Origin of the sequence: Sporosarcina sp. HYO08 (assembly GCF_001563475.1) — a bacterium.
GTDB lineage: Bacteria > Bacillota > Bacilli > Bacillales_A > Planococcaceae > Sporosarcina.
Genome location: NZ_LPUT01000001.1, coordinates 243,031 through 257,097 on the forward strand (window position 1 = coordinate 243,031; position 14,067 = coordinate 257,097).

Here is a 14,067-nt window from a genome sequence, read left to right on the forward strand (position 1 = left end):
CAGTAAAAAGGAGTGTAATAAAATGTCAGACATGATTAAACTAACATTCCCGGATGGGGCAGTAAAAGAATTTTCTAAAGGAACAACTACAGAAGATGTTGCGGCATCGATTAGTCCGGGATTACGCAGAAACGCGTTAGCAGGTAAGTTGGGGGGCCAGTTGATCGATCTGAAAACACCGATCCAAGCAGATGGTGAAATTGCCATCATCACACCTCAATCCTCAGAGGCACTTGAGATTTTACGTCACAGTACAGCGCATCTTTTAGCGCAAGCGGTCAAGCGGAAATTCCCAGATGCCAAATTAGGCATTGGGCCAGTCATTGAAAATGGTTTTTATTATGACATCGATTCTCCTGAGCCAATCACAGCGGATGATTTGCCGGAGCTAGAAAAAGAAATGAAAAGAATCATCGGCGAAAACGTCGAAGTTGTTCGTCATGACGTTTCACGCGAAGAAGCGGAAAAACGATTTAAAGAAATTGATGACGAATATAAATTGGAGCTGCTCGAAGCGATTCCAGAAGGCGAGCAGGTATCGATTTATGAACAAGGCGAATTCTTTGATCTTTGCCGCGGCGTGCACGTTCCTTCTACAGGCAAACTAAAGGAATTCAAATTATTAAGCATTGCGGGTGCTTACTGGCGCGGAAATTCCGATAACAAAATGTTGCAGCGTATTTATGGAACGGCATTTTTCAAAAAAGATGAACTGCAAGAACATTTACGGATGCTTGAAGAAGCAAAAGAACGTGATCACCGTAAAATTGGTAAAGAGCTAGACCTCTTTATGAATTCCCAAAAAGTCGGACAAGGGCTTCCTTTGTGGCTGCCAAAAGGTGCAACAATTCGCCGCATCATCGAGCGTTACATTGTTGATAAAGAAGAAAAACTTGGCTATCAACACGTCTATACGCCTGTACTCGGAAGTGTTGAGCTTTATAAAACTTCCGGCCACTGGGGGCATTACCAAGATGGCATGTTCCCGGCAATGAGCATGGATAATGAAGACCTTGTTCTGCGCCCGATGAACTGCCCGCATCATATGATGATTTACAAAAACGGCATTCACTCGTATCGAAATTTACCGCTTCGAATTGCTGAACTTGGAACGATGCACCGCTATGAAATGTCCGGAGCGCTTTCAGGGTTGCAGCGTGTTCGCGGCATGACATTGAACGATGCACATATCTTCGTTCGCCCGGATCAGATTAAGGAAGAATTTAAACGAGTTGTCCAACTTGTCATTGACGTCTATAAAGATTTCAAAATTGAGGACTACTCATTCCGACTTTCTTACCGTGATCCAGAAGATACAGAGAAGTATTTTGATGATGATGCAATGTGGGAACGTGCGCAAAGCATGTTGAAAGAAGCGATGGATGAATTAGGGTATGACTATGTGGAAGCAGACGGAGAAGCTGCATTCTACGGACCAAAGCTTGACGTACAAGTCAAAACAGCGATTGGTATGGAAGAGACACTTTCGACAGTTCAATTGGATTTCCTATTGCCGGAGCGCTTTGATCTCACTTATGTCGGAGAAGATGGCAAGCAGCATCGTCCTGTCGTCATCCACCGTGGTGTCGTCTCTACAATGGAGCGTTTTGTCGCATTCCTTATTGAAGAATACAAAGGCGCATTCCCAACATGGCTTGCCCCTGTTCAAGTAGAAGTCATTCCAGTTTCCCCGGACGTGCATTTTGACTATGCAAACGACGTCCGAGAAAAACTTGTTGCAGCAGGTTTCCGCGTAAATATTGACAGCCGTGATGAAAAAATCGGCTATAAAATCCGGGAAGCACAAATGCAAAAAGTTCCATACATGCTTGTGCTAGGCGACAAAGAAGTAGAATCTGGAGAAGTCAACGTGCGAAAATACGGCGAACAGAAATCTGAGAGCCTATCATTCGATGCGTTCTTATCAAAGTTAAAAGAGGAAGTTCAGCAATACTAAGGGGAAAATCTCTTTTGAAATCTATTGACACGATTACAAAACCGTGATAAAGTGATTAAGGTTAGTAATGACTGAATACAGTTTGTGGTATAAGAAGAGGCTACCCGCTTCTCACCTGATTGACGCCTAACCGTTGTTGACAGGTCAGCACATGAGTGATCGTGCCGTGCATTTTTTGCACGTACACATACGCGGGTAGACAAATCAACTTTGTCTACCTTTTTTATTTTCATTGGACGGACCTGAGGAACTGCCTTCATCTAATGTGAAAAAGCAGTATACCCAAAACATGTATTCTCGAGACAATATTCGGAGGTGGATTACTATTAGCAAAGACATGTACGTAAATGAGGGTATTCGTGCCCGCGAGCTGCGACTGATTGACCACAACGGTGAACAGCTCGGAATCAAATCACGCAATGAAGCGCTTGATATTGCCGCTCGTGCGAATTTGGACCTCGTCCTTGTCGCTCCACAAGCAAAACCCCCAGTAGCTCGTATCATGGACTATGGGAAGTTCAAATTTGAGCAACAGAAAAAGGAACGCGAAGTACGTAAAAATCAGAAAATCATACTTCTCAAAGAAGTTAGGTTAAGCCCGACGATCGATGAGCATGATTTTCAGACGAAACTACGAAATGCGATCAAATTCCTTGAAAAAGGCGATAAGGTGAAATGCTCAATCCGTTTCCGTGGACGTGCAATTACGCATAAGGAAATTGGACAACGCGTCCTTGACCGCTTTGCAGAAGCATGTAAAGAAATATCGACGGTTGAACAACGACCGAAGATGGAGGGCCGGAGCATGTTCTTAATACTTGCGCCGACAGCCGAAAAACAGTAACAACGAAGATTTAGGAGGAACAGATCATGCCAAAAATGAAAACTCACCGCGGCTCAGCGAAACGTTTCAAAAAAACTGGAACTGGTAAAGTGAAACGTGGCCGTGCTTACACAAGTCACCTTTTTGCAAACAAACCAACTAAAGCGAAACGTCATCTACGCAAAGCTGCACTCGTTTCGTCAGGCGACTACAAACGCATTCGTGAAATGATCACATACATGAAATAATCCAAACCATAATCGGACAGAAAAGCAGGAGGTAATGCACTATGCCACGCGTAAAAGGTGGAACAGTAACGCGCAAGCGTCGTAATCGGGTATTAAAATTAGCTAAAGGCTACTTCGGGTCAAAACATAGACTTTACAAAGTTGCAAACCAACAAGTAATGAAATCATTCAACTATGCATACCGTGACCGCCGTCAGAAAAAACGTGATTTCCGTAAACTTTGGATTACACGTATTAACGCGGCTGCACGTATGAATGGTCTTTCATACAGCACATTGATGCACGGCTTGAAAATGGCTGGTATCGAAGTAAACCGCAAAATGCTTGCTGATCTTGCAGTAACAGATGCAGCTGCATTTGCTCAACTTGCAGAAACAGCTAAAAAATCAATCGCAAAATAAATTTGATTGTAAACAACCCTAACTTCTTGTAGTTGGGGTTGTTTTTATTTTTTACTATTTTTTTGTTGTCTCAAAAAGTGTAAGATGTATTAAGAGTAAAATAGATGGAGGGAGATCGCATGCAAACTGTCTTCTTATGGTGGATGGCTGCTATGTCATTATGGGCATTTGCAGCAATGGGAATTGATAAACGGCAGGCGAAAATGAGACAGCGGCGGATTCCTGAAAAAAACTTATGGCTACTTGGCTTATTAGGTGGGGGTATTGGAGCTTATCTTGGCATGCAAATCTTTAAGCATAAAACAAGACACACTTCATTCCGTATTGGATTTCTCCTGTTGGCCCTTACTTATGGTATTGTCGTTTTGTATCTTCTCGGCATTCGTTTGCCTGGAATGATAACTATATAGAAAAAGAAAAACCCCGCACTTAAGGGGGTTCTCAGTTTTTCAACAATTGTTCAATTGGATTTTTCCAGTTAATATCGGCTTTCGGATAGTTGGAATGGATTTCGGAGGCAAGGAAATGAAAATCGTCTTTTGTGAACCCTTGCAATTTTGTTTCGTCCTTTACCCATACAAAGATCGAGACAACGTCGAACGAATCCTCCGTCGTGCCCAAATATTTTTCACCTTCGAACATCGCACCTTTGTAGGTGATAAAAAAATTTTTTTGGACATTTTTCACATCGTCATAAAAATAAAATTGTTCTTGTTCGAAAGCTTCGTCAAGTTTGCGCTTTGGATCCGTCAAGTAACGTATACCTCTGTAAAATAAGTAGACGATAAAAGCTATTATGACAAAACGAATGATGAGTCCCATAACAGATCCCCCTTTAAAAAGATACATAGCGATACACCTTATATACGGCTTACGGATCAATTTGGTTTCAAAAAAAATAATTTTTCGGAGGAATTTATGAAGTTAACAAAACTATTTCAAATGCAGCAACAATTAGATGCATTTATCCAACAAAGTCGAGAAGGACAACAAAATGTTTTTGAAGAAAAAGGATTAGCACTTCTCGTTGAGCTGGCCGAACTGGCAAATGAAACGAGATGCTTTAAATTTTGGAGCTTAAAAGGCGCGTCTGAAAAAGAAGTGATTTTGGAGGAGTACGTAGATTCTATTCACTTTATCCTTTCACTTGGAATCGAAAAAGGGTTTAATTCTCTTGAAGAATGGCCGAAAGGAGAAGTCGTTGGACAGTTAACGCACTTGTTTTTGAAAACAAATCAAGTGATCAACCAGTTTTTAGATCAACAAACGAAAGAAGCCTATGAACAAATTTGGATCCATTACGGAGCTATTGCAAAAAAACTAGGATTCACCAATGAAGATATTATTTCCGCATATATATTAAAAAACGAAGAAAATTATATTCGTCAAAAAAGTGGATATTAAAAATGGTGAAAAAATAAAGATTGACAGTTTTCGTTGGATAAAAAATAATGGAAGTACAATCTAACTTTTTAGGGGGCCTCGCCATGAACGAATGGAGTAAAGAGGGTTTCGGAATGAGACTGAAAAGGTTACGTGAACAACGTCAGTTATCTATGATGGCTTTCGGGGCAGCAATTGGTACTTCCGCAAGCCGTATTAAAGATTGGGAAAAAGGAAAAAATGCCCCATCTGCTGCATGGATCGCCAAAATATCTGAACGGTTTAATGTGTCAACGGATGAATTAATCATGGGAGATATCCATGCGTCTTCCGCATTTATTCATTCGGGCCGTCAAAATGTGGAGACGCTTTACGATAAATTAAAAGAGACAATTGTTGCGGATCAATCGGAAAATGATGCGGGCAATATGAACTTATTATACGAACAAATAGATGCGGAGAATAAATGTCGGTATCGAAGCGGGAAAGGGCGAAAACGGGCAGAGTTGGAGCTACTAGAAATTATCGCCGATCTGCCGAAAAAAGATGTACTTGAACTGCTTGAACTAGCAAAAATCAAAAAACGATGGATCTAAATGTACAACGAAAAAAACGCATTTTATACATTCTTTGTGGGATTTGCGTATTTGGCTTTTTTATTTATCAACAAAATACTACTGTGAAGACAACTTGGTATGAAGTCATTTCTGAAAAGATTCCAGAAAGTGTAGCCCCATTTCGGATTGTTCAATTATCCGACGTGCATGATTCTATGTTTGGCGAAAATCATGAACAGGTTGTACGGAAAGTCAAAATGATTACGCCGCACGCTATTTTTATAACAGGTGATTTGATCGATAGCAATCGATATAATCTTGAGCAAAGTTTACAGTTAATACGTGCACTTCAGTATGTTGCACCGCTCTATTATGTCACTGGGAACCATGAAATTGCGACAAATGACACGGACCACATTAAAGAAGAGCTGCAATTACTAGGCGTGCATGTATTATCTAATGAGGCGATGGTGATCAACACGCTGGAAAATGAGCTAATCGCAATTGGCGGCATTGAAGATCCACTTTCAAGTGTTCTTGAAGAGAAGGATGCTATTCAACTTGCTATTCAAGAAGCCTTTCGGCATGTTCCCGACACAACATTTAAAATGCTGTTATCACATCGGCCGGAACATTTTGACCTATATGCTGAAAATCATGTAGATCTTACCTTTAGCGGTCACGCACATGGCGGCCAGTTCCGAATTCCGGGGATCGGCGGGCTGATCGCTCCTGGTCAAGGTTGGTTTCCAAAGTTCACGTCTGGTATTTACGAACGAAATGATCACCAAATGGTAGTGAGCAGGGGACTTGGTAACAGTATAATTCCGATTCGATTGTTTAATCAACCTGAAATTGTTGTCGTGACTTTATTCCATACAAAGAACTAAGAAGGCTTCCTTATTAGGAGGTCTTTTTGTTTTTGGAAAGGTTTGAAAACGAGTTGGTGTGCGGTATGATGAACATGTGAAAAAGAATTAAAAAATGGGGAAGGGATGAATGGTTTGAAAGCTGTTATTCATGAAATGGGAAAATTGAAGGTTGGACAAATAGAAGATCCTGTTGCAAAACAAGGGGAAGTAATTGTGTCGATTAAAGTTGCGGGTTTAAATCGACGCGATTTATATATTCCGAGACGTAGAGGTAATCAGGCAGAGGCACTTATCCTTGGTTCAGATGGTGCTGGTATTGTTGAATCTGTGGGGGAAGGTGTGACAACGTTTGCAGTCGGAGATGAAGTGATCATTAATCCAGCATTGCGCTGGGAGAAAAATAGCGTGGCACCGCCTGCTGCATTTGATATTTTAGGGATGCCTGATCACGGAACATTTGCAGAGAAAATTGCGATTTCAGAAGACCAGCTAGAGCGGAAGCCTGCTCATTTCTCTTGGGAACAAGCGGCTGTAGTAGCGCTTGCGGGTCTTACTGGTTACCGTGCATTGTTTACGAAAGGTGAATTAAAAGCAGGACAAACTGTTTTCATTCCTGGTGCGGGAAGCGGTGTGGCGAGCTTTCTTGTTCAATTTGCGAAAAAATGCGGTGCGCGTGTCATCGTGACGTCCCGAGACGAGCAAAAGCGACAGCAAGCATTAGCCCTTGGAGCCGATCTTGCACTTGATACGAATGCAGATTGGGAAGCTGCGTTAAAAGAAGAAACAATTGATCTGGTGATTGAAAGTGTTGGAAAAGCAACATTCAACCGATCGCTGGCAACTCTTAAAAAGGGCGGACGCATCGTTGTGTTCGGTGCAACGACAGAAGATGTTGTTGAATTGGATTTACGAAACTTCTTCTATGGACAATATCAGCTATTCGGTTCTACGATGGGAAGCAAGGAAGAACTACAAGAAATGCTTGCCTTTATGGAGCAATATCAAATCACCCCTGTAATCGATAAAGCCTATACGTTGGATGATGCACCAGAGGCTTTTGACTATCTAGAAACAAATCAGCAATTTGGTAAGGTGCTCTTTAACATTCAGTAAATATGCCACCTTATAGCCATAATATTCACTTATTAGATGACTGAAAAGTGTTATACTATTGATAGGAAAGGTGGAGGTGCAAATGACAAAAACATTGCCACTGAATGATTTAGAAATCGCTTCTAAAGCGATTATGAAGCCGATTGGAGAAATCGCAAAAAAAATAAATATCCCAGAAGATGCGGTTGAGCCATACGGTAAATATAAAGCGAAAATAGATATTGCGAAATTACCGGAAAAGACGACGAATGGAAAGGTCGTTCTAGTGACCGCGATCAGTCCGACGCCTGCTGGGGAAGGAAAATCCACAGTAACTGTTGGACTTGCCGATGCTTTATCAAGGCTCGGTGAAAAAACGATGATCGCCCTGCGTGAACCATCGCTTGGTCCGGTAATGGGGATAAAAGGTGGCGCAACTGGTGGGGGGTATGCGCAAGTTGTCCCAATGGAAGAGATTAATCTTCATTTCAATGGCGACATTCATGCCATTACCACTGCAAATAATGCGCTGAGCGCGTTAATCGACAACCATATCCATCAGGGAAATGCGCTTCAAATTGATCCAAGACGTATTACTTGGAAACGCGTGTTAGATATGAATGACCGTGCACTACGCAACGTCGTTGTAGGTCTTGGGGGGCCGACGCAAGGTGTACCAAGAGAAGATGGCTTCGATATTACAGTGGCATCTGAAATTATGGCGGTTTTTTGCCTAGCTTCAAGTTTGCAAGACTTAAAAGACAGAATATCCCGCATTGTCATCGGCTATACGTACGATAAGAAAGCTGTCACAGTACAGGACCTAGGTGTGGAAGGTGCACTTACACTATTGTTAAAAGACGCATTTAAGCCAAACCTTGTCCAAACAATCGAAGGAACACCGGCATTTATACATGGTGGTCCATTTGCCAATATTGCGCATGGATGTAATTCAATAGTTGCGACGAACACTGCGCGGAAGTTGGCAGATATCGTTGTGACGGAAGCGGGCTTCGGCTCAGACCTAGGTGCAGAGAAATTTATGCATATTAAAGGACGTCAAGGCGGTTTTGCACCGGACGCAGTCGTGATCGTCGCAACAGTCCGGGCATTAAAAATGCATGGCGGCGTACCGAAAGCAGAGCTGATCAATGAAAATGTTCAAGCTGTAAAAGACGGTATTGCGAATCTTGCAAAGCATGTTGAAACGATTCAATCATTCGGCGTTCAACCAGTCGTTGCGGTCAACCGCTTCGTAAAAGATTCTCCCGAAGAGCTTGAAGCGATCATCTTATGGTGTGAAGCAAATGGATTGCGTGTTGCGCTTACAAACGTTTGGGAACATGGCGGCGAAGGTGGGATCGCTTTAGCAGAGCAAGTTCTCGATATTTTAAAAGGGTCAAACAATTTTGCACCACTTTATGATGTTGAACAATCGATTGAGGAAAAAGTAGAAACAATTGTACAAAAAGTATATGGTGGAAGTCATGTGATTTTCTCCGACCAAGCGATGAAGAGCCTGCGGAATATTAAAGAAAATGGATGGGATATTTTACCGATTTGTATGGCGAAAACTCAATATTCCTTCTCGGATAATCCAAAGTTATTAGGTCGCCCAGAACAATTTTCCATCACGATTAGAGAAATTATTCCAAAGCTTGGCGCAGGATTCCTCGTCTGCTTAACGGGTGATATTATGACGATGCCGGGCTTACCAAAAGCACCATCTGCCTTGCAGATGGATATTGATCAAGACGGCAAAGCGATTGGTCTTATGTAACCAAATGTAAAAACCGATTGGAAAAATATTTTCCGATCGGTTTTTAAGTGTTTCTTGAGTTATGAAAAGAAACGTCCTTTATAATGTTAAAAACAGAAAGATTGTTGTATGATAAAAGATGTAGTTACAAGGTGATAAACATTTTGATTGAAGGGTTGAAAATTATTGAATATTCAAGAGTATAGTTTTGAAGAATTAGTGGATCCGACCGGGATTATTCAAGGAAAACGTTTTGAGTTTTTACTGTATATATTATTAGAAGAGAATGACGAGCTTTACGTTGAAGAGGGAACAGGACTTCGTGTCATTTTTGCAGTAGATGGTGAAAAAGAATGGATCGCATCAAATCATTTTTTCGATCGATCGACAGACAAACCGCTCGATTTTGAATTGGAAGAAGAAGAAAAAGAAATGGTTCTTCAATTTTGCAAATCGCATTATAAACAATAAAACTTATCGCTGTATTCAATCAATTTAAAATAAAATATAGTAGATAACGTGTAAAGCAAGAAGAAAAGGTTTTGTAAACTAAAGAAACTAACGTAATTGGAGTGTTGAATGATGAATAAAGAAGTCGTTGATATTACGATCATAGGTGGAGGACCGACAGGCCTGTTCGCCTCATTCTACGCCGGTATGCGTGAAATGTCAGTGAAAATTATTGATAGCCTTCCGCAGTTAGGCGGGCAGCTCATTGAGCTATATCCCGATAAATATATATACGATGTAGGGGGATTTCCTAAAATTCTTGCAAAGGATTTTGTCGCGAATTTAGTAACGCAGGCACATTATGCAAAGCCGGAAATTCACCTTGGTGAAACGGCGTTATCCGCCATGCGTGACGGCGATCATTTTATCCTTAAAACGGATAAAGGAACACATTTGACACGTACGATCCTATTAACAGCGGGGATCGGAGCATTCCAACCGCGTAAAATTGGGTTGAAAGAAGAAGTGCTATTTGAAGGAACCTCACTGCACTATAGCATTAAAGATTTAAATCTATTCGAAGGTCAGAATATACTTGTATGCGGGGGCGGGGATTCAGCTGTTGACTGGGCACTGATGCTTGAAAACATTGCCAAATCCGTAACGCTTGTTCACCGACGTGAACGTTTTACAGCACATGAAACGAGTGTCAATCAGCTAATGGAGTCAAAAGTTGATGTGAAAACATCGCTTACAGTTAAAGCAATTGAAGGCGAAGAAGGAAAAGTTCAGGAAGTGACTTTAGCCGCCAAGGATGGTTCTGAACAAAAACTTTCTGTAGATCATGTAATTGTCAACTATGGAAATATTTCGTCTCTTGGTCCGTTAAAGGAATGGGGATTAGAAATGGATCGAAATTCAATCATCGTCAATTCACGTATGGAAACGAATATTGAAGGCATTTATGCGGCTGGAGATGTTACGACTTATGACGGGAAAGTGAAGCTTATTGCAGTTGGGCTCGGCGAAGCGCCAATAGCGGTTAATCACGCAAAAGCATATGTGGACCCTAAAGCAAGACTGCAGCCGCTCCATAGTACAAGTGTTTTTGGGTAATATAGATAATTCCTAATGCAAAAAGCCGTCCATTTTGGCGGCTTTTTGCATGGATTCGCATCATACTAAAAATGAAATGGCTAAAATGAGTAAAATTGGAACAAAAAGGATGAGGTAACCAATCGGATTTCCAAAATTAATTGTCCAGCCGATGCCAAATCTTTTTTCAACGAATATCGAAGGATCATTTTTATTCATGTAGAAAACACCAAACTTCCAGAAACGGTCATCATCAAAATCTGTTATCCCGGTAATGGCATCATCCTCTACCTGTACTTCAATCCGTGAACCGCTTTGACCGACTTTAAATGCATAAGCTGCGGTAGCAAGGAGAATGATTACTAAAAAAACAAGTGGCGCTGCCATCATTAGCATAGCATTTTCAAGTTCCGCATGAATGGTCGTTACCTGTAAAAACCCAAAAAGCGTTGTAATGAGCACTGTTGTCAAAAATAAGAACCAACTTGTATATTTTCTAAAGGACAATTGCTGAATTTGAGATGTTTGACGTTTAGTGGCGCGAATACGGATGCCTGACTTTTTCGTGAAAACATTGATCATGAGCATCATCGCTTGTATGATGAGCGCGATGAGCAATGTCGCAATGACGGAAAAAGGTGTTTTTTCCGTAAAGGCATCAGGTTGGCCATTGGGACCCCAATGCGTAGGAATTCGTTCCGGCATGAGATGATATTGGGTACCTGTGTAAATCATTAATCCAATTGTAATGAGCATTGGAATGATATACAAATAAGATGGAAGCATTTCATCCTTCGCGCGTGCCTCTAAATCGACAATCCTTACTTGTTTTAAGTTAGCTCCCCATTGCTTCGCTCGTTTTAGTTGAATAACTTTGGCGTGGAAATATAAATAGAGTGCCATAGAAACGAAAAGAATGCTGAACTGGATAAAGAGTCCAGCCAAAACAACCTTCTCTCCAGACAGACTTCTGCCGCTCATCCAACTTACGTATGCGATTAATCCGGCAATGCCAACGATGCTGCTCACAATTGCGTAGATCTTTTTGTAAGATGCAATTGATGGATCGTCCGTGTGTCCCTCGGGAATGGATACGCCAAATGCAATGGTCCGCTTCAGCAAATAAGGGATTGAGGTTTGCATAATGACGATAAAACCAATGATTACAATAAATAGTAAATGGATCAATTTTTACTCACCTCTCAAATCTTTCATAATGGAAGAAACAACTGCCTTGATTTCCCTATCACTCATTCCGATCACAAGTGCCTCTGCAATGACTGGTTGTAATGCCGTAGTTATTCGTTCATGATGAAACTGAGCCATATCGTTAGAAATTGATGAAACAATTGCACCGGACTTTGGAATGATTTGGATGAATTGCTTCCGCTCTAGTTCATGATATGCCTTATTAACGGTATGCATATTAACACCAAGATCGGCTGCAAAGGAGCGGACGGATGGCAATGGATCGCCGTCTTTTAACTTCCCGCGCGCCATTAGTTCAATTAGTTCATGGGTCAATTGAAGGTATATGGGGATTTCCGAGTCTGGTTCAATTCGAATGAGCATCATGTAGTCCTCCCATCTGTTCTAATACTATTATAACAGAAATGCTGTTATAAAGTACAAAAAATCCCCTAACTAGTTTGTTAGAGGATTCACCATTCATTTATTCAAAATCTCTGAAACTGTGACAAAAACATAACCTTCGTTTTGTAAAAAAGAAAGGACAGCATCTAATCCATCGGCTGTAGATTGGTGGATATCATGCATTAAGATAATACTTCCATCTTTTGTTTGTTGTTTTACGATTTCAAGAATTTTTGTTGGATTATGATGTTGCCAATCGAGTGTATCGACATCCCATAGCGCAACAGGTAAGCTTGTCTGGCTGCGTACGGTTTGATTGATCGCTCCGTAAGGGGGTCTAAAAGCTGTTACTTTTTGTCCTGTTTCCTGTTCAATGATTGCTGTCGTTTGGTTAATTTCACTTTGGATTTTTTCTACACTCAATTTTCGCAGATCTGGGTGGGTCCATGTATGATTCCCTAGCTCATGTCCAGCTACTTGAACAAGCTTTGCGATTTCTGGGTAATATTCAACGCGGCTGCCCAACATGAAAAATGTCGCTGGCGCTTCATATTTTTTTAAGATGTCTAGTATTTGCGTCGTAATTTTTGGATCTGGGCCGTCATCAAATGTTAAAGCAACCCGTTTTGGACCGTCTACTATTGGATCTATCGTATTCGATTCGCTGCCTGGGTTTGTCACTTCTTTATTTTCAGTGGATTCAATTTCATTTTCTAATGTTTTTGTTGCATGATCTGTCATTTGACTTTCATCGAGAGGTAATTTAAATTCATCCGCTAGCATAGTATTGATTTCTTTTAGCGGAATGACAGCGAATGGTGGTTCCAGTTCATCTGCCGAAAACGCTCCTTGCTGAAAATAAAATCGTAAATGATCATTTGTTAGTGCAAAATTATTAAAGTTGTTCCACAGTTCCTCCGTTGCGATATGTACATTTTGCAGGTCGAGGTTTTCTTGCAGCATCGGGTCCTTATAAATGGTATTTCGGACGATGGATGACAACTGTTTAAGATTGTTTGGATCTTCGTTGAATAATTGTTCAACGGTCAGTTGGTTACCGGTTTCAGGATTTAAATGGAAGACATGAATTTCCTTTTTCTGATTTGATTTGTCTATGAACCTGTCTTTTTTGATGATAAAAGAATAGATTCCAGAATCATGAGGTACTGTTTCGAACGAAATATTAAGTTCCCCGGCTGTTTTCCCGTTTACCTCTTGTTGCTGGTTTATGGTTGTTAAATATTGTTGTTTGGCGGTTTCTATATAACTAGTAACCTCATCGTTGAAATCTTGATGAACACTTTGAGGATATTGAATAGCGAATGGTGAAATAGCATCATTCGATGTTTCCGTTACGATTTTAATGCCTGGATAACTGGAGTCGATCGTATCGACAATGATAACTGTCGTAACATTTTCCTTACCACTGGTAGCCAGAGCTTCATTTTTTGTCTTTTGGGTTATTAAATAGATTGCTGCAAATGTCAGCGTAATAATGGCGATCGAAAAAGTAACATCAATCCACGAAATGCGCCGTTTTCGCTGTGATCGTTTCATAGTAAAGACCCCTTTTTTATTTGCTAGAAAATTAGACGGATCAATCTCCAGTTTGTTACAAGGAAACTGTCGAATTTTATGATGAACTTATGAAACTAGTATACATGAAAAGACAAGGTATACCAATTGAATTGAAGATTGTCTGATTCTTTTTTCTTTAGAAGGGGCCTATGTTTTGAAAATAATGAATAAGGGGGCTGAGGTAGAAAAAACTTTTTCTCCCTGGTGGGATATGATACAATTATTTCACCCCGGATATTGCAAATACGGGTTTTTCTTA

The 14,067-nt window shown here is 40.8% G+C and carries 16 protein-coding genes and 1 other annotated feature; of the genes, 12 read left to right on the top strand and 4 right to left on the bottom strand.

The window, feature by feature from the left end; genetic code table 11:
• Positions 1-22: 22 nt before the first annotated feature.
• The 5 genes from thrS to AU377_RS01190 all read left to right on the top strand — a co-directional run bounded on the left by thrS (position 23) and on the right by AU377_RS01190 (position 3,839).
• Positions 23-1,957, top strand: a complete 1,935-nt coding sequence (gene thrS, locus AU377_RS01170) for a threonine--tRNA ligase (protein ID WP_067402856.1) — start codon at positions 23-25, stop codon at positions 1,955-1,957.
• A gap of 85 nt (positions 1,958-2,042) precedes the next feature.
• Positions 2,043-2,189, top strand: a sequence feature (ribosomal protein L20 leader region).
• A gap of 105 nt (positions 2,190-2,294) precedes the next feature.
• Complete coding sequence (gene infC / locus AU377_RS01175) at positions 2,295-2,801, top strand: translation initiation factor IF-3 (protein ID WP_067402859.1); 507 nt, start codon at positions 2,295-2,297, stop codon at positions 2,799-2,801.
• A gap of 26 nt (positions 2,802-2,827) precedes the next feature.
• Positions 2,828-3,028 (top strand): 50S ribosomal protein L35, encoded by a 201-nt coding sequence (gene rpmI, locus AU377_RS01180; RefSeq protein WP_067402862.1) that lies wholly within the window; start codon positions 2,828-2,830, stop codon positions 3,026-3,028.
• A 41-nt stretch (positions 3,029-3,069) separates the two neighbouring features.
• Positions 3,070-3,429: a 50S ribosomal protein L20 gene (gene rplT / locus AU377_RS01185; protein WP_067402865.1), complete on the top strand. Its 360-nt coding sequence runs from the start codon at positions 3,070-3,072 to the stop codon at positions 3,427-3,429.
• A 119-nt stretch (positions 3,430-3,548) separates the two neighbouring features.
• Complete coding sequence (locus tag AU377_RS01190) at positions 3,549-3,839, top strand: DUF1294 domain-containing protein (protein ID WP_216635636.1); 291 nt, start codon at positions 3,549-3,551, stop codon at positions 3,837-3,839.
• A 31-nt stretch (positions 3,840-3,870) separates the two neighbouring features.
• Here the strand turns inward: AU377_RS01190 and AU377_RS01195 are convergent, their stop codons facing one another.
• Positions 3,871-4,251: a sigma-w pathway protein ysdB gene (locus tag AU377_RS01195; protein WP_067402868.1), complete on the bottom strand. Its 381-nt coding sequence runs from the start codon at positions 4,249-4,251 to the stop codon at positions 3,871-3,873.
• A gap of 96 nt (positions 4,252-4,347) precedes the next feature.
• Between AU377_RS01195 and AU377_RS01200 the strand changes: the two genes are divergently transcribed.
• The 7 genes from AU377_RS01200 to AU377_RS01230 all read left to right on the top strand — a co-directional run bounded on the left by AU377_RS01200 (position 4,348) and on the right by AU377_RS01230 (position 10,658).
• Positions 4,348-4,833 (top strand): dUTP diphosphatase, encoded by a 486-nt coding sequence (locus tag AU377_RS01200; protein WP_067402872.1) that lies wholly within the window; start codon positions 4,348-4,350, stop codon positions 4,831-4,833.
• 83 nt (positions 4,834-4,916) lie between these two features.
• Positions 4,917-5,408 carry a helix-turn-helix domain-containing protein gene (locus AU377_RS01205; RefSeq protein WP_067402875.1) on the top strand — a complete coding sequence of 164 codons (492 nt, stop codon included), beginning with the start codon at positions 4,917-4,919 and terminating at the stop codon, positions 5,406-5,408.
• Positions 5,409-5,491: 83 nt separating this feature from the next.
• On the top strand, positions 5,492-6,259 hold the full coding sequence (locus AU377_RS01210) for a metallophosphoesterase (RefSeq protein ID WP_253724347.1): 768 nt from the start codon (positions 5,492-5,494) through the stop codon (positions 6,257-6,259).
• 114 nt (positions 6,260-6,373) lie between these two features.
• Positions 6,374-7,354, top strand: coding sequence for a zinc-binding dehydrogenase (locus AU377_RS01215; protein WP_067403893.1), 981 nt, complete (start codon positions 6,374-6,376; stop codon positions 7,352-7,354).
• Between the two features lie 82 nt (positions 7,355-7,436).
• The gene (locus tag AU377_RS01220; RefSeq protein ID WP_067402883.1) at positions 7,437-9,113 is read left to right on the top strand and encodes a formate--tetrahydrofolate ligase; all 1,677 of its coding nucleotides are present in this window, start codon (positions 7,437-7,439) and stop codon (positions 9,111-9,113) included.
• 165 nt (positions 9,114-9,278) lie between these two features.
• Positions 9,279-9,563: a DUF6509 family protein gene (locus AU377_RS01225; RefSeq protein WP_067402886.1), complete on the top strand. Its 285-nt coding sequence runs from the start codon at positions 9,279-9,281 to the stop codon at positions 9,561-9,563.
• Positions 9,564-9,671: 108 nt separating this feature from the next.
• Complete coding sequence (locus AU377_RS01230) at positions 9,672-10,658, top strand: NAD(P)/FAD-dependent oxidoreductase (RefSeq protein ID WP_067402890.1); 987 nt, start codon at positions 9,672-9,674, stop codon at positions 10,656-10,658.
• Positions 10,659-10,718: 60 nt separating this feature from the next.
• On the opposite strand, the gene AU377_RS01235 is transcribed toward AU377_RS01230, so the two are convergent.
• From AU377_RS01235 to AU377_RS01245, 3 genes are all read right to left on the bottom strand, one after another.
• A complete protein-coding gene (locus tag AU377_RS01235) occupies positions 10,719-11,825 on the bottom strand; it encodes a DUF1648 domain-containing protein (RefSeq protein ID WP_067402893.1) in 1,107 nt (368 codons plus the stop codon).
• Positions 11,826-11,828: 3 nt separating this feature from the next.
• Positions 11,829-12,209, bottom strand: a complete 381-nt coding sequence (locus AU377_RS01240) for a GntR family transcriptional regulator (protein WP_067402897.1) — start codon at positions 12,207-12,209, stop codon at positions 11,829-11,831.
• Positions 12,210-12,305: 96 nt separating this feature from the next.
• The gene (locus tag AU377_RS01245; protein WP_067402900.1) at positions 12,306-13,787 is read right to left on the bottom strand and encodes a polysaccharide deacetylase family protein; all 1,482 of its coding nucleotides are present in this window, start codon (positions 13,785-13,787) and stop codon (positions 12,306-12,308) included.
• Between the last annotated feature and the right edge of the window lie 280 nt (positions 13,788-14,067).